Annotated in this window: 17 protein-coding genes; 5 read left to right on the top strand and 12 right to left on the bottom strand. The window is 47.9% G+C overall.

Going from position 1 to position 18,654, the window contains the following annotated elements:
* Positions 1–97: 97 nt before the first annotated feature.
* Positions 98–2,065, top strand: coding sequence for a protein meaA (locus E4K71_RS15220; protein WP_135081086.1), 1,968 nt, complete (start codon positions 98–100; stop codon positions 2,063–2,065).
* A gap of 135 nt (positions 2,066–2,200) precedes the next feature.
* Here the strand turns inward: E4K71_RS15220 and E4K71_RS15215 are convergent, their stop codons facing one another.
* The 6 genes from E4K71_RS15215 to E4K71_RS15190 all read right to left on the bottom strand — a co-directional run bounded on the left by E4K71_RS15215 (position 2,201) and on the right by E4K71_RS15190 (position 8,596).
* Positions 2,201–2,713 (bottom strand): YbaK/EbsC family protein, encoded by a 513-nt coding sequence (locus E4K71_RS15215; protein WP_135081084.1) that lies wholly within the window; start codon positions 2,711–2,713, stop codon positions 2,201–2,203.
* A gap of 60 nt (positions 2,714–2,773) precedes the next feature.
* Positions 2,774–3,625, bottom strand: coding sequence for a TIGR02285 family protein (locus tag E4K71_RS15210; RefSeq protein WP_135081082.1), 852 nt, complete (start codon positions 3,623–3,625; stop codon positions 2,774–2,776).
* 42 nt (positions 3,626–3,667) lie between these two features.
* Positions 3,668–4,300 carry an endonuclease III gene (gene nth / locus E4K71_RS15205; protein WP_135081080.1) on the bottom strand — a complete coding sequence of 211 codons (633 nt, stop codon included), beginning with the start codon at positions 4,298–4,300 and terminating at the stop codon, positions 3,668–3,670.
* An 87-nt stretch (positions 4,301–4,387) separates the two neighbouring features.
* Complete coding sequence (dapB, locus tag E4K71_RS15200) at positions 4,388–5,191, bottom strand: 4-hydroxy-tetrahydrodipicolinate reductase (RefSeq protein ID WP_135081078.1); 804 nt, start codon at positions 5,189–5,191, stop codon at positions 4,388–4,390.
* Between the two features lie 108 nt (positions 5,192–5,299).
* Entirely contained in the window at positions 5,300–6,421 is a 1,122-nt protein-coding gene (locus E4K71_RS15195; protein WP_135081076.1) for a DUF6765 family protein, read from the bottom strand.
* Positions 6,422–6,508: 87 nt separating this feature from the next.
* A complete protein-coding gene (locus E4K71_RS15190; protein ID WP_135081074.1) occupies positions 6,509–8,596 on the bottom strand; it encodes an EAL domain-containing protein in 2,088 nt (695 codons plus the stop codon).
* A gap of 163 nt (positions 8,597–8,759) precedes the next feature.
* Here E4K71_RS15190 and E4K71_RS15185 point away from each other — a divergent pair, with 163 nt between their 5' ends.
* From E4K71_RS15185 to xth, 4 genes are all read left to right on the top strand, one after another.
* Positions 8,760–9,980 carry an argininosuccinate synthase gene (locus E4K71_RS15185; RefSeq protein WP_135081073.1) on the top strand — a complete coding sequence of 407 codons (1,221 nt, stop codon included), beginning with the start codon at positions 8,760–8,762 and terminating at the stop codon, positions 9,978–9,980.
* 134 nt (positions 9,981–10,114) lie between these two features.
* Positions 10,115–10,855 carry an SUMF1/EgtB/PvdO family nonheme iron enzyme gene (locus tag E4K71_RS15180; protein ID WP_135081071.1) on the top strand — a complete coding sequence of 247 codons (741 nt, stop codon included), beginning with the start codon at positions 10,115–10,117 and terminating at the stop codon, positions 10,853–10,855.
* Between the two features lie 68 nt (positions 10,856–10,923).
* On the top strand, positions 10,924–11,541 hold the full coding sequence (locus E4K71_RS15175) for an outer membrane lipoprotein carrier protein LolA (RefSeq protein ID WP_135081069.1): 618 nt from the start codon (positions 10,924–10,926) through the stop codon (positions 11,539–11,541).
* 288 nt (positions 11,542–11,829) lie between these two features.
* Positions 11,830–12,657, top strand: coding sequence for an exodeoxyribonuclease III (gene xth / locus E4K71_RS15170; protein ID WP_240796826.1), 828 nt, complete (start codon positions 11,830–11,832; stop codon positions 12,655–12,657).
* An 89-nt stretch (positions 12,658–12,746) separates the two neighbouring features.
* Here the strand turns inward: xth and E4K71_RS15165 are convergent, their stop codons facing one another.
* The 6 genes from E4K71_RS15165 to E4K71_RS15140 all read right to left on the bottom strand — a co-directional run bounded on the left by E4K71_RS15165 (position 12,747) and on the right by E4K71_RS15140 (position 18,653).
* On the bottom strand, positions 12,747–13,619 hold the full coding sequence (locus E4K71_RS15165) for a hypothetical protein (protein ID WP_135081067.1): 873 nt from the start codon (positions 13,617–13,619) through the stop codon (positions 12,747–12,749).
* A gap of 4 nt (positions 13,620–13,623) precedes the next feature.
* Positions 13,624–14,622, bottom strand: coding sequence for a ParA family protein (locus tag E4K71_RS15160; RefSeq protein ID WP_135081065.1), 999 nt, complete (start codon positions 14,620–14,622; stop codon positions 13,624–13,626).
* Positions 14,623–14,757: 135 nt separating this feature from the next.
* Entirely contained in the window at positions 14,758–15,813 is a 1,056-nt protein-coding gene (locus E4K71_RS15155) for a MaoC family dehydratase (protein ID WP_135081063.1), read from the bottom strand.
* 232 nt (positions 15,814–16,045) lie between these two features.
* On the bottom strand, positions 16,046–16,411 hold the full coding sequence (locus tag E4K71_RS15150; RefSeq protein WP_135081061.1) for a response regulator: 366 nt from the start codon (positions 16,409–16,411) through the stop codon (positions 16,046–16,048).
* 160 nt (positions 16,412–16,571) lie between these two features.
* On the bottom strand, positions 16,572–17,453 hold the full coding sequence (locus E4K71_RS15145) for a DUF1848 domain-containing protein (RefSeq protein ID WP_135081059.1): 882 nt from the start codon (positions 17,451–17,453) through the stop codon (positions 16,572–16,574).
* Positions 17,454–18,653: an aminotransferase class I/II-fold pyridoxal phosphate-dependent enzyme gene (locus E4K71_RS15140; protein WP_135081057.1), complete on the bottom strand. Its 1,200-nt coding sequence runs from the start codon at positions 18,651–18,653 to the stop codon at positions 17,454–17,456.
* Position 18,654 lies beyond the last annotated feature (1 nt).

Raw genomic sequence — 18,654 nt, 5'->3', positions numbered from 1 at the left:
GTGGTAGATTGTCGGCAATTAATGATTCATTTGTGAAATATTGTATTTTCTGCGAATCATTACACGTAATTTTATTACCGCTTTAGGAGCGTTTGAAATGACTGTTCAAAAAGATCGTCCCTGGCTGTTTCGGACCTATTCCGGTCACAGCTCTGCCGTTGAAACTAACAAGCTGTTTCGCACCAACCTAGGCCGTGGCCAGACAGGTCTGTCCGTTGCCTTCGATTTGCCGACACAGACAGGGTATGACTCTGACCATGTGCTGTCTCGCGGTGAAGTGGGTAAAGTAGGTGTGCCGATTTCACATCTGGGCGATATGGAAACACTGTTCAATGAAATTCCTTTGAACAAGATGAACACGTCCATGACAATCAACGCTCCGGCAGCGTGGCAGTTGGCGCTTTATATTGCGACGGCTGAACGTCAGGGCGCAGCGCGTAATGAGCTGGCCGGGACAACGCAGAACGATATCATTAAAGAATATCTGTCTCGCGGCACATATATCTTCCCGCCGGAGCCTAGCCTGAAACTTATTACGGACATCGCGGCCTTCACATATCGTGAAATCCCGAAATGGAACCCGATGAACGTGTGTTCTTATCACCTGCAAGAAGCGGGTGCGACACCGGAACAGGAACTGGCCTATGCACTGGCAACAGGGATCGCGGTTCTTGATTCTGTAAAAGCATCTGGTCAGGTGCCGGATGAAGATTTCCCGAAAGTGGTGGGTCGTATTTCCTTCTTCGTGAACGCAGGTATCCGTTTTGTCACAGAAATCTGTAAGATGCGTGCCTTTACTGAACTGTGGGACGAAATCTGTCGTGAGCGTTACGGCGTTGAAGAAGAAAAATACCGTCGTTTCCGTTATGGCGTTCAGGTGAACTCACTGGGTCTGACTGAACAACAACCGGAAAATAACGTTTACCGTATCCTGCTGGAAATGCTGGCGGTGACATTGTCCAAAAATGCCCGTGCGCGTGCCGTACAGCTTCCGGCCTGGAACGAAGCCCTTGGCCTGCCGCGTCCGTGGGATCAGCAATGGTCGCTGCGTCTGCAACAGATCATGGCCTATGAAACAGACTTGCTGGAATATGGCGATTTGTTTGACGGGTCTGGCGAAGTCACCCGCAAGGTGGAAGAGCTGAAAGCTGGTGCCCGTGATGAGCTGGCGCGCATTGATGAAATGGGCGGTTCGATCCCGGCTGTTGAAACAGGTTACATGAAGCAAAAGCTGGTTGAATCCAACGCCACACGTTTGGCCGCGATTGAGGCTGGTGAGCAGGTTGTTGTCGGCGTAAACAAATTTGCCGAAGGTGAAGACAGTCCGCTGACATCTGGCGATGGCTCCATCCTGACGGTTGATCCAGCAGCAGAAGCTGAACAGATTGAACGTTTGAAAGCATGGCGTGATCAACGCGATTCGGCCAAGGCAGAAGCAGCGATTGAAGAATTGAAGTCTGCGGCGAAAGAAGGTCGCAACATCATGGAACCATCCATCGCGGCGGCTCATGCTGGTGTCACAACAGGTGAATGGGGTACAGCGCTGCGTGAAGTATTTGGTGAATACCGTGCACCGACAGGTGTTGGGGGCGCATCTAGTGCTAAACATGGGGATCAATTGGCAGAAGTTCGCACGAAAGTAGACGAACTGTCTGACAAAATGGGTCGTCGTGTGAAGATGTTGGTGGGTAAGCCGGGTCTTGATGGTCACTCCAACGGTGCAGAACAAATTGCCGTGCGTGCGCGTGATGCCGGTATGGAAGTGGTATACGAAGGCATCCGCCTGACACCTGCGCAAATCGTAAACGCAGCCTTGGAAGAAGGTGTGCATGTGATTGGCCTGTCTATCCTGTCTGGCTCTCACATTCCGCTGGTGACAGAAGTTCTGGATCGCATGAAAGAAGCTGAGATCACGGAAATTCCGTTGGTTGTTGGTGGCATCATTCCGCCGGAAGACGAAGAAGAACTGCTCAAGGCTGGTGTTTCTCGCGTCTACACACCGAAGGATTATGAGATCAACACTATTATGGCTGATATCACGTCCTTGGTTGCTGAAGCAGCATAAAGCCATAACGTCATTCCCGACTTGATCGGGAATCTCTTAAGATCAGGGAGATCCCCGCATTCGCGCGGATGACAAGAATATAAAAACGCCCTACACAGTATTTGTGCAGGGCGTTTTTTCTTGGGTCTGGTTTCGTTAGTAGTGGGAGAAACGAAAACCGCCGCGTTTTTCAGGATGTTTGTCCCAATGGCTAAAGCTGGCGTGCATGGCATCGCTGACAAGACCTTCAAAGTCTTCAGCTTGCATGCGTACCAAGGTTTGATGATCGCCCCCTTCAAAAAGGACATCACCGACATCTGCTAATGAACGATCAACAATCACATCCATATCATAAGCCATGCCAAGGGCTGGAACCGCGCCTAGTTCACAATCAGTGAAGAAGGGGCTGAGTTCTTCTTCTGTTGCCAGGGCAACATCTTTGAGAAGAAGGTCTTTGAGCATAAGCAGGCTTAAGTGATGGGATGCGGGTAACAAAGCCATCATGTAGCGGCCTTCGGATTTCAGCACCACCGCCTTAATCAGACGGGCGCCCGGAATATGGGCGATTTCAGCTGTTTCCGAAGAAGTTGCTGTGATCCTGTGGGTCAAAGTGTCATAAGTGACATGATGATCATGCAGGAACTGTTCTATGGTGATTGCAATGGCCATAATACACCTCCCTATATTTGTCAGGTGATGTCTCTACAGAGCTATTATAGCACAGATTGCCTATTTTTTCAGGATTTCCCGATAGTAGAATTCGCGAAAGCGCATCAGGTTTTCCGTCGCCATCCAACTTTCCAGAATATCACGAAATTCTTGGGAGGCCCCTTTACGTTTCAGAATGTCATTGATCTCAGAAATCAGCTTTTGCCCCGCTGGGGTTTTGGAACAGACGGCATAGCCAAAACGATCAAGGCGGTCTTCTTTCAGGGCGATTTTATAAAGCTTTCTGGTCCCACGATGCAGGGTATTGTAATAGCTGGTGGTATTTTCAATATCAATAAAATGCTCAATCCGATTGTTTTCCAGCATGATGAGAAGCTGCCGTGTTGGAAAACTTTCCACTTTAACCCGGCCTGCCTCAACTGCTTCCTTGATAACTTCGTCCAAAACAGGTCCATAAGAGCGTTTGGTTTGAACGATCATGGCATGGGGGTCCGTTTTTAAAAAATCTCGCAACGAGATGGGTCCGTTTCCATTATTGACCGGATGGGTGCTGACCATGATATGGGCATAGGCTGGCTTGAAAGGTTGGGAATAAGCGAGGATTTTTTCGCGCTCAGTCGTTTTGAGCAATAAAGGGTTACAAACAAGGTCCCCGCGTTTGGCCAAGGCAAAAAAACGTGGGAAATTCATTTTTGATTGTTTGTGCTGATAGTGCGGCAGATGCTTGATAAAAAATGCCGTCAGCTTGTCCGAAATCCCTTGTCCTTTGTAGGGGCCTTCCTGAATATAAAAGGGAATGAAATCGTTTAATGTCCAAAGGATTGTTTCTTTGGCAGATAGATTAAAGGAGCTTGTCGCCAATATACAAAGGGCAACGCCAGCCTTTATCAGTGATTTCAGCACATAATCCATTTAAGTATTTTTACACAAACAGATAGGTCTGAAAAGACTTTCTTAAACGGTCTTGGCCTTATAGGAACAGAGGTCGTAGACTTTACATTTGGCACAATCGGGTTTGCGTGCCTTGCAGATATAGCGTCCATGTAAAATCAGCCAGTGATGAGCGTGCAACATGTAATGTTTAGGCACGGCTTTCATCAGCTTTTTTTCAACTTCCAAAACTGTTTTGCCCTTGGCAAGACCTGTGCGATTGCCAAGGCGGAAAATGTGGGTATCCACCGCCATGGTATGTTCCCCCCAAGCGATGTTGCGCACTACATTGGCGGTTTTGCGCCCGACACCGGGCAGGGCTTCCAGGGCTTTTTGATCATTGGGCACTTCGCCATCGTGAAGGTCGACCAGCATTTGAGCCGCTTTCATCACGTTCTTGGCCTTGGAATTATAAAGCCCGATGGTCTTGATATGATCCTTAAGCTTTGCCTCACCCAAATCCAGAATATCTTGCGGGGTGGAGACGATTTGAAAAAGCTTCTCTGTAGCCTTATTGACACCAACATCTGTGGCTTGGGCAGACAAGGCCACGGCCACCAATAATGTATAAGGGTTGGTGTAATTCAGCTCGCCTTCCGGTTCAGGGTTATCTTCTTCCAAACGGCGGAAAAATTCTTCACGATCAGCTTTTTTCATGTTCACATCATCGTCATTCCCAACTTGATTGGGAATCTCTTAAGGTTAAAGAGATCCCCGCCTGCGCGAGGATGACGCCCTTTTTTTTTACTCTTTCAGGCCCAGCACATCCTGCATGTCATAAAGACCGGCATTGGCTGTACCTGTCCACAAGGCCCCGGTGACAGCACCACGGGCAAAAATGACACGGCTGGATGCCTTATGGGTGATTTCAAAACGTTCACCTTCAATGGCGAAAACAACGGTGTGATCGCCAACCACATCACCACCGCGCAGTGTGGCAAAACCGATGTCGCCTTTTTTACGCTCACCTGTATGGCCGTTGCGTACTTTATCGGCAACGTTATCCAGATCAACCTTGCGACCAGCTGCCGCTGCACGGCCCAGGCCCAAGGCCGTACCGGAGGGAGCATCGACTTTATGTTTGTGGTGCATTTCCACAATTTCGATATCCCAGTCGTCATTGAGCATAGAGGCGACTTTTTCAGTGATGGCAAAGGCCAGATTGACACCCAAGCTCATGTTCGGGGCCTGAATGATGGTGACAGATTTGGCGGCTTCAGCAATGATGGCCTGATCTTCTGCGCTTAAACCGGTTGTACCGATAATCAGGTTGGTATTGTGCTTGGCGGCCAGTTTGGCATGTTCGACTGTGGCTGCAGGGATGGTGAAATCAATGACAGCATCAGAATCGGCAAACAGCTTGTCGGCATCGGCAGTAATTTCTACACCGCTGGGTATTTCGCCAGCGACAACAGCCGGGTCATGACCGATAAAGGGGGAGGAAGAGGTTTCCGTTCCCCCGGCCAGTTCAGCCCCATCCTGATTGACCACAGCTTGCACCAACATACGACCCATACGGCCTGCACAGCCGACAATACCAATTTTCATTTTATGCTCCGATAAGGAAGAAAGAATTTTGGCGAACCTAGCACAGAGAGGAAACAGGAGAAAAGAAAAAGGAGGCCAACGGCCCCCTTCTTTCCTAAAGTTGACATCTTAGGCAACAATCAGCCCATGATCAGGAAGCAGTTCCCTGAGAATGAAGGAACGGTGATGGCGTGCGGCCTGAAAATAATGGAAGACATCTTTGTCACGCATTTCAGAAGAAGGGAAGGTTTGTCGACCTGCTTTTAACTGGTCTAATTCGTCAATCCATGCCTCACCTGTATAATCCGGCAGGTCTTCTGCACGGCCATAAAGCGTGCCAGTTTGCAAGGCATCTTTCCAGGCGGCAATCCGTTGTTTTTTACCATGCATCACAGCCAGAATAGCCTGGATGGTTGGACGCATTTTTTCAAAAGAAACCAAAGCGTCAGGGTCCTGGAATACCGGGTTGCAACGTGCGGCAAACGTTCTGAACATGCCGTGCAACTGTTCACAGGCGTCCAGAAATGTTTCTGGATTATTGCGCTGGATTTTTCTGTCTGAATCGGCATAGCTGAATTCCCATTCCAGATAAGGTAGGTCTGGATAGGTCATGACAGCCCCATGACCAAGCGCGCCTGTGACATCTGCAACACCATCAGAAATCCAGGAGCGGAAATTGTCTTTGACCCACTCTTCTGATTTTTCAAGGAAACTTTTTTTCTTGCTTTCCAGATAGGTGATGGTGTCGGGATTGGCATTGTGAAAGCGAAAGCTGTCCCCCTTAACACGGTTATTGCGGGAACTGACCCCTGAAAACCCATAATGGGAAAAAGTATCGGCATAAACATGTGCCGTAATGCCGATGAGGGGCAAGGCAAATTCTTCTGTAGCCATTTTCAGGTTATGGGCAACCATTTTCTGTGCAATCAGGCTGTTTTGTTGACATTTCAGCCGTTCACTAAAACTTGTCCCCTGATTGCCCGGCAGGAAATGATAAGGCACCCAAATCTGGCGTTGTGTGAGATCATTACCGGAGACTTTTTGTGTGGCATATTGGATGAGAACCTGCCCGTTATGGTGGGCTGTTGGTTCAGCATAGACAGCCCCGCCATCTTCAAAATGCAGGGCTTCTTCTTCTGCCGCATCATCAACGAATTGGGAACATTGTGCGATGAGCTGGGCGGCTTTTTCTGTTAATCCAGCTGCCCGTGCCATAGCATAAGTGCCATAGTAATGCATATCAATTTGCACGATTTCACCTCATAAATACAATCATTGATATAAAATTATCAATAATTGTATTTATGGTCCAGATAAAACTTTTGGGCGTAATATTCTTTATGGCAAGCGGCGTTCCGTATTGGATTTGTTGAGGTAGCGCAAAATATGAGTGTCTTCACTGATTAAATGGCGCAACAGCCAGTATTTCAGATAGTGCAAGACTTCTTCAAAGTTGGTGCTTTCCGGGTTATTGAGGATTTCCGCCTTACGTTTGGCCAGATCGGCAATCAGCCATTTATGCTTATCCTTATGCATTTCATAACGGGGGTAGCCCATGTTGCGCATGACATTTTCTTCGTGATCAAAATGGCGCAAGGTTTCCGCCCCGATCAGGTCAAAGGTTTCGCCCAGATCAAGGGCTTCGGGGTCTTCATTGTAGGTTTCAGCCGCTTTATTGAGAAGTTCAATCAAGTCGCGATGTTCATTATCAATGGACACCACATCGGTTGAGAAGCTTTTCTTCCAGGTGACTTTGCGGTGTTTGGTGCCGACTTTTGTATCGGCAATATAGTCTGTTGACCAGCTGTCTTCATCCAGTTGTTTTTCGTTTTCGCGGTAGAATTCGACAAAATCCTTCACGCTCATGGGCTTGCCAGTCAGGTAGCCCTGGAAATATTCACAGCCGATATTTTTCAGGAAAGCCGCTTGTGTATTGGTTTCGACCCCTTCGGCAACGATTTCCAGCCCTAACACATGGGCTAAAGAGGCAATCGCCACAGCAATCAGGCGGTCTTCCTCATTTTCTTGCAGGTTGGTGACAAACACCCGATCAATCTTCAGGCGATCCAGCGGGAACTTGCGCAAATAGGACAGGCTGGAATAGCCCGTGCCAAAATCGTCAATGGCGGCGGGGAAGCCTTTTTCACGCAAGTTTGACAGGGTTTTCATGACTTCCTTGGGATTTTCCGCCAAAACCCGTTCGGTAATTTCGATTTCCAGGTTTTCAAACGGAATGCCATATTGCGTCATGCATTGTTCCAGAGGCTGAACCAATGTTTCTTCTGAAAAATAATTGGAGGCCACATTCAGGGAAATCGGTACATAGGTCCCCAGCTCTTTTTTGAGATAGGTGAGGATTTCCGCAGAACGCTTGATTGACCAATTGAGGAATGTTTTGCCAAATTCCCCATGTTCGAGATAGTCGACAAACTGTGAGGGCGGGATGACTTCATTGTCTGAGGGCATCCAGCGGATCAACAGTTCCCCACCTGCCACATGGCGGTTTTCAGAACTGAGTTGTGGCTGGATGAAAAAGTGCAGTTCGTCATTTTCAAGGGCTTTTTCAAGCTTATGGAGAAAGGCACTGCGCGACCCCTTGGTGGATTTATGGGCCACCGCATCAAAAAGGTCTGTGGCGTTGATGTCATCAAGACGCTGACGCAAGGCACTGAGCAACGAGCCAACAGGTTCCTTGGTACCAGACCATTCTTGATAAGACAGGGAAAAATGAATATCAGGGGTCAGATAGGGGTCATTTTTAATGGCTTCAATGGCAGTTTGCAGGGCCGTTGTGTCTAGTGGTTTTTCATTGACGCTGACGAAAAGAAGTTCATCAAGAGAATAGCGACAAATAACGCTTTGGCTGGATAGGGGTTTGAGGTGAACAGAAACCTGTTTGAGGATTTCACCATAACGTTGATCTTCGTTATCCAGTTCCCCACCGATTGACGTTTTGATCAGGAAACACCCACCCGACAGGTTACTGGCTTGCAATTGTTCAAATTCAAGGGTGGCTTTGTTTCGGTTGAGCAGACCGGACGCCACATCAAAACTGTCAATATAATCAAGATGATCAATAATGCGACGAATGGTTTCCGGGTCTTGGATCAGGATGGTTTTAAAGCTGTTGGTATGAAGCCCGATTGGGATGACCTTCATCAGGACCAGCGAATTTGTGCCGCTCGGTTTGGTCAGTTTTGTGGGTTCAAAGACATCGGCGCTGTTGGGTTTGAGGTTTTCAAAATCAAAGTCTGGAAACAGCCCGTCAATGTTTTGGGGCAAGTCGTTTTCCGTTTTGATTCCCAATAGAAATAGGAACTGATTATTACAGCCTTTGATTTTACCGTCATAATCAATGGTGATGATGGCTTCGCTGCTGGCTTCCAGAATGGCTGGGGCTGCATCGTATAAGAAGTTTTCTTCCATGTTTCTTTAGTTCCTCGGCTTCGATGGCGTTTATTCACTCTACCCCATCATTGTCACGAAAGCGATACGCATAAGTACGATTCAATAAATCTTGCTCTTGGGAAGCATTTGCCCTATTTTCGGCGCAAATTTTGACGACGCATTTTTCAAGGCGGGTTTAATCATGAGTGACATTAAAAAAGTAGTATTGGCCTACTCCGGTGGTCTGGATACATCCATTATTCTGAAATGGCTGCAAGATACCTATAACTGTGAAGTGGTGACTTTTACCGCTGACCTCGGTCAGGGCGAAGAAGTGGAACCGGCTCGCAAGAAAGCTGAAATGCTGGGCATCAAGGAAATCTTCATTGATGATCTGCGTGAAGAATTTGTGCGCGATTATGTCTTTCCGATGTTTCGCGCCAATGCGGTGTATGAAGGGGTTTACCTGTTAGGCACATCTATTGCCCGCCCATTGATTGCCAAGCGTCAAATCGAAATTGCCCGTGAAGTTGGCGCAGATGCGGTTTCCCATGGGGCCACAGGTAAAGGTAACGATCAGGTTCGTTTCGAACTGGGTTATTATGGCCTGCAACCAGACATCAAGGTCATTGCCCCGTGGCGTGAGTGGGATTTGAACTCCCGTACCAAGCTGATTGAATATGCACAGCACCACCAAATTCCGGTACCAAAAGATAAATTCGGTGAAGCGCCTTATTCCATGGATGCGAACCTGCTGCATATTTCTTATGAAGGCAAGGCACTGGAAGACCCATGGGCGGAATATTCTGAAGATATGTTCTTGCGCACAGTTTCCCCGGAAGCCGCACCAGACACCCCGACATATATCGAGATCGAATATGAAAAAGGTGATCCGGTTAAGCTGAACGGTGAAAAACTGTCCCCGGCAACCATGTTGACGAAATTGAATGAGTTGGCAGGTAAGAACGGTATTGGTCGTTTGGATCTGGTTGAAAACCGTTTCGTTGGTATGAAATCTCGTGGTGTTTATGAAACACCGGGTGGCACCATCATGCTGACAGCCCACCGTGCGATGGAATCCATCACGCTGGACCGTAACGCAGGCCACCTGAAAGATGAGCTGATGCCGCGTTATGCTGAACTGATCTATAACGGTTTCTGGTGGTCCCCGGAACGTGCAGCCCTGCAAGCCCTGATTGACCAGACACAGGAAAATGTTTCCGGTGTGGTTCGCCTGAAACTCTATAAAGGCAATGTCATCGTTGTCGGTCGTAAGTCTGATGTGTCTTTGTATTCCGAAGAACATGTCACGTTTGAAGAAGATGAAGTTTATGATCAACGTGATGCAGAAGGCTTTATCAAGCTCAACGCCCTGCGTTTGCGCATGGCCGCTGTTAAGCCGGACATGGGGCATGTTGGTTAATCCACAGTGTAAAATGATTGAAGAAAGGGAGCCCTTGGGTTCCCTTTTTTTATGAATTCGTCATTCCCGCAAAAGCGGGAATCCAGTAAGCTCAGGGTGTGATGTATATATTTTTCGTACTGCTTTCTTTTTTTATGATCTCTTCTGTAGAGGCCGAGCCCGTTACGTTTCAGGACTGTGACGTGTGTCCGCGTATGGTGACAGTGCAGCCGGGTAGTTTTATCATGGGCGATGATCATGGCTATAAATATGAACGTCCGGCCCATGAAGTGCAGATCAATTACCCTTATGCTTTGGGTCAGTATGAAATCACGTTTGATGAATGGGAAGCCTGTGCGCAGGAACTGGGGTGTAAGCCGGCCCCTGATGATCATGGCTGGGGCAAGGGGCGTTATCCCATCATCAATGTGACCTATAAAGATATTGGTGATTACCTTGGTTGGTTGTCGAAAAAAACCGGGCAAACCTATCGCCTGCCTAGTGAAGCGGAATGGGAATATGCTGCACGTGCAGGGACCACATCGGCCTATTGGTGGGGGGATAAACCGGGAAAGAATAATGCCAATTGCCGTAAATGTGGCTCTAAATGGTCGGGATTGGGATCGGCCCCTGTTGGGTCATTCAAACCAAACCCTTGGGGCTTTCACGATATGAATGGCAATGCTTGGGAATGGGTGGCTGATTGTTGGAGCCCGCATTACGCCCTGGCCCCGACAGATGGCAGGGCGCGTATGGATGGGGACTGTAAACAGCCGGTGACACGGGGCGGATCATGGTATTATTTCCCAAAACTGTCGCGATCGGCCTATCGCTATAAAAACCATGTGCAGGTCTTTAGCTATAATATCTCTTTTCGTGTTTTGCGTGAAATGTAAGAACCATTGCTTTTGATTTCTAACACGCTACATTGTGTCACAGTGATAGATTGATAGGATATTCCTTTATGCTGCGCCTGATTGCTTTTCTTGCCTTGATCCTTGTTGCAACGCCGCTATTGGCGGAAACGGGGCAACTTTCACCGGAAAAACAGGCACTGGCAGTGAAACTGCGTGGGTATCTCAATGAAATGAAAACATTGAGTGGCGGATTTGCTCAGGTCAGTTCCGATGGGGCTTATTCTGATGGCAAGGTTTACCTCTCTCGCCCCGGTAAAATGCGTCTGATCTATAACCCGCCGAGCCAGACAGAACTGGTGGTGCGTAACGAGACGATCATTTATCACGATAAAGAATTTAAACAGGTAAATTATTATCCGTTGGCCTCAACCCCCTTGGCTGTGTTGTTACAGGAAGAATTCTCGTTTGAAAAAGACGTCAAGATTATTGATATTGCGCGGTTTGCCGGGGTGATAGAATTGACACTGGTGGATCGTGAAGACCCCGGTATGGGAACGGTGACGTTGGTTTTTAGCGAGGCCCCGCTGGAATTGCGAAAATGGGTAGTTGTAGATGCCCAAGGGGGCATGACCCAAGTGTCCCTTTTAAACCCGGTGCTGGGGCAAAAAATCAATCCAAAGCATTTTGAATTTATTGACCCGCAATATGATCAGGGCAATAATTAAGTAGATTCAAGTGATTAAAAAATATGCAATAAACGCATAGCTGCATTGTATAAATTGCATTAACTATTTTACCGTTCAATCCCCATTTAATAGGCAGCGGCAGTCCTACCCTATATTATTTGCCGCTGATCAATGGTGGTTCCCCTGCCACCAATGACACTCTCAGCCATGAGAGACAGCCTTTTGCGCCCGGCACCCCCTAGCCGGGCGCATTTCTTTTCTGCTATAGAGTAAAAAAACGTCATCCCGCACTTGATGCGGGATCTCTTTTTCCATAAAGATCCCCGCATGCGCGAGGATGACAATCGTTTAAAGGGTCGTCTGATGAAACTTGTCACCTGGAATATTAATTCTGTTCGCATTCGTTTGCACCATGTCCAAGAGCTGGTTGAAAAATATAATCCGGATGTGATTTGTTTTCAGGAAACCAAGGTCCGTGATGAACTGTTTCCCCTGATTGATTTACAAGCCATGGGCTTCCCTCATATCCATTTTTCCGGGGAAAAAAGCTATAATGGTGTGGCGATTCTGTCCAAAACCCCCTTTAGCAATGAGCAAGCCCTGTCCTGGTGCGAACGCGAAGACAAGCGTCATGTCAGTCTGGAACTGGAAGGCGGTATTGAACTGCACAATTTCTATATTCCGGCAGGGGGGGATGAGCCAAATGCAGAAACAAATCCGAAGTTTGCCCATAAATTACAGTTCCTTGATGAAATGACTGCTTGGTGTGCAGGGCGCGTGGATGATGGCAAAAAACGTATCATGGTGGGAGATTTCAATATCGCCCCGCTGGAAACTGATGTGTGGGATCATAAGAAGCTGAAAAACATCATCACCCATACGCAAACGGAAATTGATCGTCTGGATAAATTACAGGCAGCAGGCCATTGGGTAGATGCCATGCGCATGCATATCCTGCCCGAAGAGAAATGCTTTACCTGGTGGAGCTATCGTGCGCGTGACTGGCGGGCGTCCAACAAGGGGCGTCGTCTTGACCATGTGTGGGTGACACCTGCTTTACAGGATATGGTAAAAAGTTGTGAGGTCTTGCTGGATTTGCGTGGTTTGGAAAAGCCCAGCGATCATGCCCCTGTTTTGGTGGAATTGGCTGTTTAATCAGTCATTTGTATTCGTCATCCTCAGCTTGACTGGGGATCTCTTTAACTTTTAGAGGTCCCCGCCTGCGCGAGGACGACAAACAGGGATTAATCAATCACCCGGCCCAATTCTTTGCCGTGAATGAAATAATCCAGATAGGTTTTGCGAAAATGAGGTGCCCCATCATTCCATTCTTCGTGATAAGCGAGGAAGGTTTTTAGGGTTTGTGGGGTCAACAGCTGGTTAATCTGGGCAATAACCTTTTGTCCAAAGGGTGTGTTGTTGCAGGCGACATAGACCTTTTTATAGAAATAATGTTCGCGCAGATTATAGCTGACGAAGTTGTCCCCAAGGTTAAAAACCCGTTGTTGGGTCGTGATGGTGGTGGGATAGCCGATGGTGATGTCACCACGACCATGTTCTAATAATCGTAAATCCACATCATTGCGCCCACCGCTGAGTTCGACCAGATTTTTTTTGCCCATATAAGGTTTGAGAAACGGGAAAAGGACTGGGTAGCGGCTTTGTTTTGCGCTTTCGTTGAAATTAACTTTTTGTGCAATCAGTCGCATTTCCCCTTTGGCCAGAATTTGGCCTAAAGACACCGTGCTTCCCGGTGGGCCTAAGCGTTCCTGATGGCGTTTGGGCGCGATTAAGACATGGGGTGGGGTGAACGAATAAGGTTTTGATTCAATTAATTGGTCGGGGAAAAAGCCACCCCAAATGTGGGCGGAACACCGATTGGGGCGCAGGGCCTCACTGCTCCAGCGGGGGATGTTGACCCGTTGCACCTTGTGATCATATTGTGGCATATGGTCGATAAAATATTTGAGAAATTTATCGCCATAACCTTGGTTTGCCCAGGGGCCTGATTTAACAAATTCAGGTGGCAGGTCCCAGATAAACCAGATCAGCCGTTCTTTGGCCTGTAGGCTGGCGGGCAACAGCAAAAGGGCAAAGACAAGGGCAAGAAAAGGCATCTGTTTATAATCCTAGAAATGCCAGTGCCATGCCTGCTGTTAAGGCAAGGGCGAGGATAACGCCGTTTCGAATACTGATGCGAAAGGCATTGGGGTCATCATGTTCCATAGGAAGGGGATGAGGGGCTGTATTTTGTGGTGTATCAAGATGCATAGGTTCATTGGCAGCGGTAATAGAATCATCATTCAACCACTCTTTTAGCCCGTTTACGATGATCTCTTGATGAGTGCGTTGCTCCCCGCCTTCAATCCATTGGATACATTCCGCACAGGCTCGCACATACGCCTTGGCCCCACGTGCATTGGGGGAATGGACAACGACCGGGCGTCCTAAAAACGCACTTTCAGCAATTTTGGGTTCCACTGGAATGGCGCTGAGAAAGACTTGATTGTCAAAATGGGCGCGGACTTCCTGATCAACCAGCTGGTGTAATTTTTGTGAGGCATCTGTCAGGGTCAACAAGATGCGAAAATCCAGTTCATGTTCGGCTTCTTGTCGAATATCGCTGATCGACTTTTCCATCTGTTGCAGCCCTGCAATGGCGAAGCTTTCGCTTTGAACCGGGATAATGACTTTTTGGGCAGCCACCAGAGCGTTAAGGCTCAGCATCCCGAAAGAGGGCGGGCAATCAATCAGAATATAGTCATAGCCCAGCGTTTCATTTTGCAGGCTTTCACGTAACCAAAATTCCGGGTCTTCGGTTTCCGGGGAGACAGTGCTCAGGGCGGCGAGATGGAAGGTCGCCGGGATGATGGATACATGGGGCAGGTCTGTTTTCAAGGCAAGTTCATGGGTGGCATGATCGCTCAGGACCAATTCATAACTGCCCTTTGAAATGGACTTAAGGTCCAGACCCAACCCTGTGGCCGCATTGCTTTGCGGGTCCATGTCGATAATCAACACGGATTTGCCCCCAGCAGCCAGGGCACTGGCAAGATTAAGAGTCGTTGTGGTCTTACCCACCCCGCCCTTGTGATTCATGACAGCGATTATCGCGCTCATTCGTTTTGCTCATTTCCATCCCTGCGTCTTTTTCACAGTACGGTCAATAAGCTTGAATGCAAAGGAAGAAATCAAAAAAAAGCCATCACAGGTTGCCCCATGATGGCTTTTTTATCACACAATGTGAAAAGAGGGTTAGCCACGGCGCGGCATCAAGACCCAGTAATCCAGATCCAGAACCACATCCAGGTTATATTTGCCATCTTCGCCTTTATAGGGGAAGTCGTCAGCCGGGTGGTCTTTGGTTGCAACCAGACGCAGGCGCAGAGCCCCCATGTCTGTGCGGCCTTTGATTTCCTGTTTATCCAGCACTTCTGACCAGGCAAAGATTGTGTTGCCGGAGAACGTCGGGTTGGCATGTGCACCCGCGTTGATCGCAGCCACTTTAAACGCGTTGCCCAAACCGTTAAATGACAGGCCGCGTGCCAGGGAAATAATGTGACCGCCATAGATCAAGCGCTTGCCAAAACGATTGTCTTTGGCGGCAAACTGATCAAAGTGAACCTTCGCTGTATTTTGATACAGGCGTGTCGCCATCTGGTGTTCGGCTTCTTCAATGGTCATGCCGTCGATATGGTCGATTTTTTCACCCACTTCGTAGTCTTCCCACAGGTGGGGGGAGCCCGCAAGGTCTGTATCATAGTTGGAGAAATCCAAACCAGCTGGGATGACCAGATCATCAACGGCTACAACTTTAGCCAGATCCGGGATTTTGGCTTCTGGTGTCGGGGCATCAAGATTTTTCTTTTTCACCATCACCCAGCGAACATAATCCAGAACGACTTCATCATCCTGGTTGACACCAACAGAATTGACATAAACAACGCCGGTTTTGCCGTTTGAGTTTTCTTTCAAGCCAATCACAGTGGAAGTCGTGCGAACGGTATCACCGGGATAAACCGGGGCACCAAAACGTCCTTCTGCATAACCAAGGTTGGCAACGGCGTTCAAGGATACATCCGGTACCGTCTTGCCAAAGACCATGTGGAAAGCCAGCAGGTCATCCAGCGGCATGGCTTCAAAACCAAGTTCACGTGCATTGGGTTCAGAAGAATGCGGCATGTGACGGAAACCATAAAGAGACGTGTACATGGACACATCGCCTTCTGTCACCGTGCGTGGTGTGGCATGAACGATTTCCTGACCGAGGGAGAAGTCTTCAAAGAAGTTGCCCGGATTTGTTTTTGTCATAACTTAAACGTCCTTTAATGACTGGTTCATAGCAAATCCCGAGTAATTTTGATTAAAAATTACGACGACGTATTTGCGTAAAATCACAGAATTATCATTAAACCAATTGGTCAAAAGGAATTGGTTTAATGATGTGTCGATTTGGACGTTTTTTAACATCTTTTGCAGCGCAATAAAAGGCATTTTATCGCTGGTAATGTTGAAACTTTATTTCAATGGTGTGCAGGCGTGATCAGTTGATCATTTTACGCACGGTCTTTAATAAATCCTGCGCATTAACAGGTTTGACCATGGACACATCAAACAGGAATTCCCCCATTTTCAGGGCTTCATAAGGGGAAATACGCTCACCGCCGCCTGTGATCACCAGAAGTTTGGGGCGGTTTTCCAGTTTATGAGCTGCACTGGCAACGCATAGACCATCACCTTCGGGCATCATCATGTCTGTAAGGACCAGATCAAACTGTGATGAATTGATCAGGTCGGTGGCTTCGCGACCATTATGGGCACATGTGATGTCATGACCTTCTGATGATAAAATGGCTTCATAGGCAAAACGGATTTCATCGACATCTTCGGCAATCAAAATCTTGGCCATTAGTCTCTCCTAGATATAATTTTATTTTTTATAAAATTATAAGTAATTTTTGGTTGTGTTGCGTCACCCAAATGAGGGGGAAGAATCGAAAAAATCCCGTCCGTGATGATTGTAAGTTAAGAAGTATTTACCTTTCTGCATCCAATGGATTGTATTTCCCTTATTCAATCAGAAAGGGTCCGTTTGGGTCATGCTTTTGGTAATTATGTTGTGCCCGATTCGCATTAGAGGTCGCATAACAATATTCACAGCCATGCAAGCAACTGTTATAGACTCCGATATCCACTGAAGGAATACATCTACAGGCTTTTCTTTGCCCTTTATCTTTTTTGTTACAAAGCCTTATGTTGAAGTCTTGGAAAATGAGATCATCATCAATGCACTTACCCGCTGGAATTGAAAGTGAGCTTAAATTGGTTTCTTCTGCACAGGACTGCATGTTGATCTGATGGGTATGAGCAATCTCTTTTAAAGGATGTAACAGGTCATCACGAATCTGATTATACACCTTTAAGTCCGTAAAACTAAGCTGTTCAATTTTATCAAGATTTCGGGTGGTTTTGGCATAAAGATCAATCAGACTGATTACCACGCGATTGGTGTATCCTTCCAAGGATTGGGCGATGGTTGAAAAGGTCTGGATATGATGTTCAAGAGGGCTGTGACTGGATAGAAAAACCGGATCATAGCGCCAGATGACCCGATGTGGCCCAAGCTGATCAGAAAGAGCCTGAAAGGTTTGGATAGCGGTGTTTAGATCGGGTGTTTTTCTTTCTAAAATCCGGGGATAACCTGTGATGGTATAGTGAAAATAATAGCGAAAACCGCGTTTATCCAGTTCAGTTAGATGTTTCATCAGTGCAGAAGGATTACGTGTCCAAAAGACAATCACATCCACATCTAGCGGGGAAAGCGAGATGGTCCGGACTCGTTTGGCATTAAAGGGGTTGCGCGTTTTCACAAACCCGGCCCGTATCCGGTTCATAAACCAGTTACTATAAAAGGCCGGGATATCGGTTCGTCTGGACGCGCTGATGATCATTTATAAAATGGCGGCAATGCGTTCCATGGCTTCTTCGATGATGCTTTGTTCATGCACCAAGGCCAAGCGGATGTATTTCTGGCCGGGGTTTTCCCCTGTGTCATCTGTTTTGGCAAGATATTCACCGGGGATGACGCGCACCGCGCATTTTTGCCAAATCTCAAGGGCAGCGGCTTCGCCATTTTCCCAACGTTCAGACACATCCAGCCACAGGAAGAATCCGCCTGCGGGGCGATAAAATCCGAGACGGTCGCCCAAGTGACGTTCGGCCGCATCAATTTTCATCTTATAAAGGCGGCGGTTTTCAGCCACATGATCATCATCATCCCACAGGGCCACACTGGCGGCTTGCAGGGGCAAGGGCATGGAAGCCCCGCCATAATTGCGCAAGCCCGTGAAAGCTTTGATCAGGTCCATATCGCCTGCGACAAAGCCGGAACGCAAACCGGCTGCACTGGAGCGCTTGGACAGGGAATGAAACACCAGCAGGTTTTTCAGCGCCCCACTGTCTTGGGCGACTTCCAAGGCCCCGTGGGGTTTTTCATCGTCATAAAGTTCCGCGTAACATTCATCCATTAACAAGATGAAGTCATGGCGTCGTGCCAGTTCCAGTGCTTTTTTCAGATAGTCCAGATCAGCGACCATGCCTTGTGGATTACCCGGTGAACAGAGGAAAAGCAGGGCCGTTTTATCCCACATGTCGTGACTGACAGCATTCAAATCCGGCATGAAACCATTGTCAGGACCAGCAGGCAGATAAACAGGTGTGGCTTCGTTCATGACAGCCGCCCCCACATAGACCTGATAAAACGGATTGGGTACGAGGACGAGCGGCTTTTCTTCATCCTTGGCAACGCGTTCAATCAGCAGATTACCAACCATAAACAGGGCTTCGCGTGTGCCACAGACCGGAAGGACATGATCGGTGCTGAGGAAATCGTCTTTCAAACCATAACGGCGATCCAGAAAGCCCTTGATCGAGGCTCGTAAGTCCGGTGTTCCCGCAATGGGGGGATATTTATTCCACAGATGGGCATTTTCAGTGATGGCATCTTGCAACAATTTCGGCGGTTGATGCTGTGGTTCCCCAATGGACATGGCGAGTGTTTGCAAACCTTGTGGGGTTGCGTGGTGATCCAGCAGGTCACGCAAACGCTGAAACGGATAATCACTTAAAAGAGAAAGGGATGAATTCACCATA

The organism is Terasakiella sp. SH-1 (assembly GCF_004564135.1).
In the GTDB taxonomy this organism is placed as follows: Bacteria; Pseudomonadota; Alphaproteobacteria; order Rhodospirillales; family Terasakiellaceae; genus Terasakiella.
This window is presented reverse-complemented; position numbering and strand designations above follow the sequence as displayed.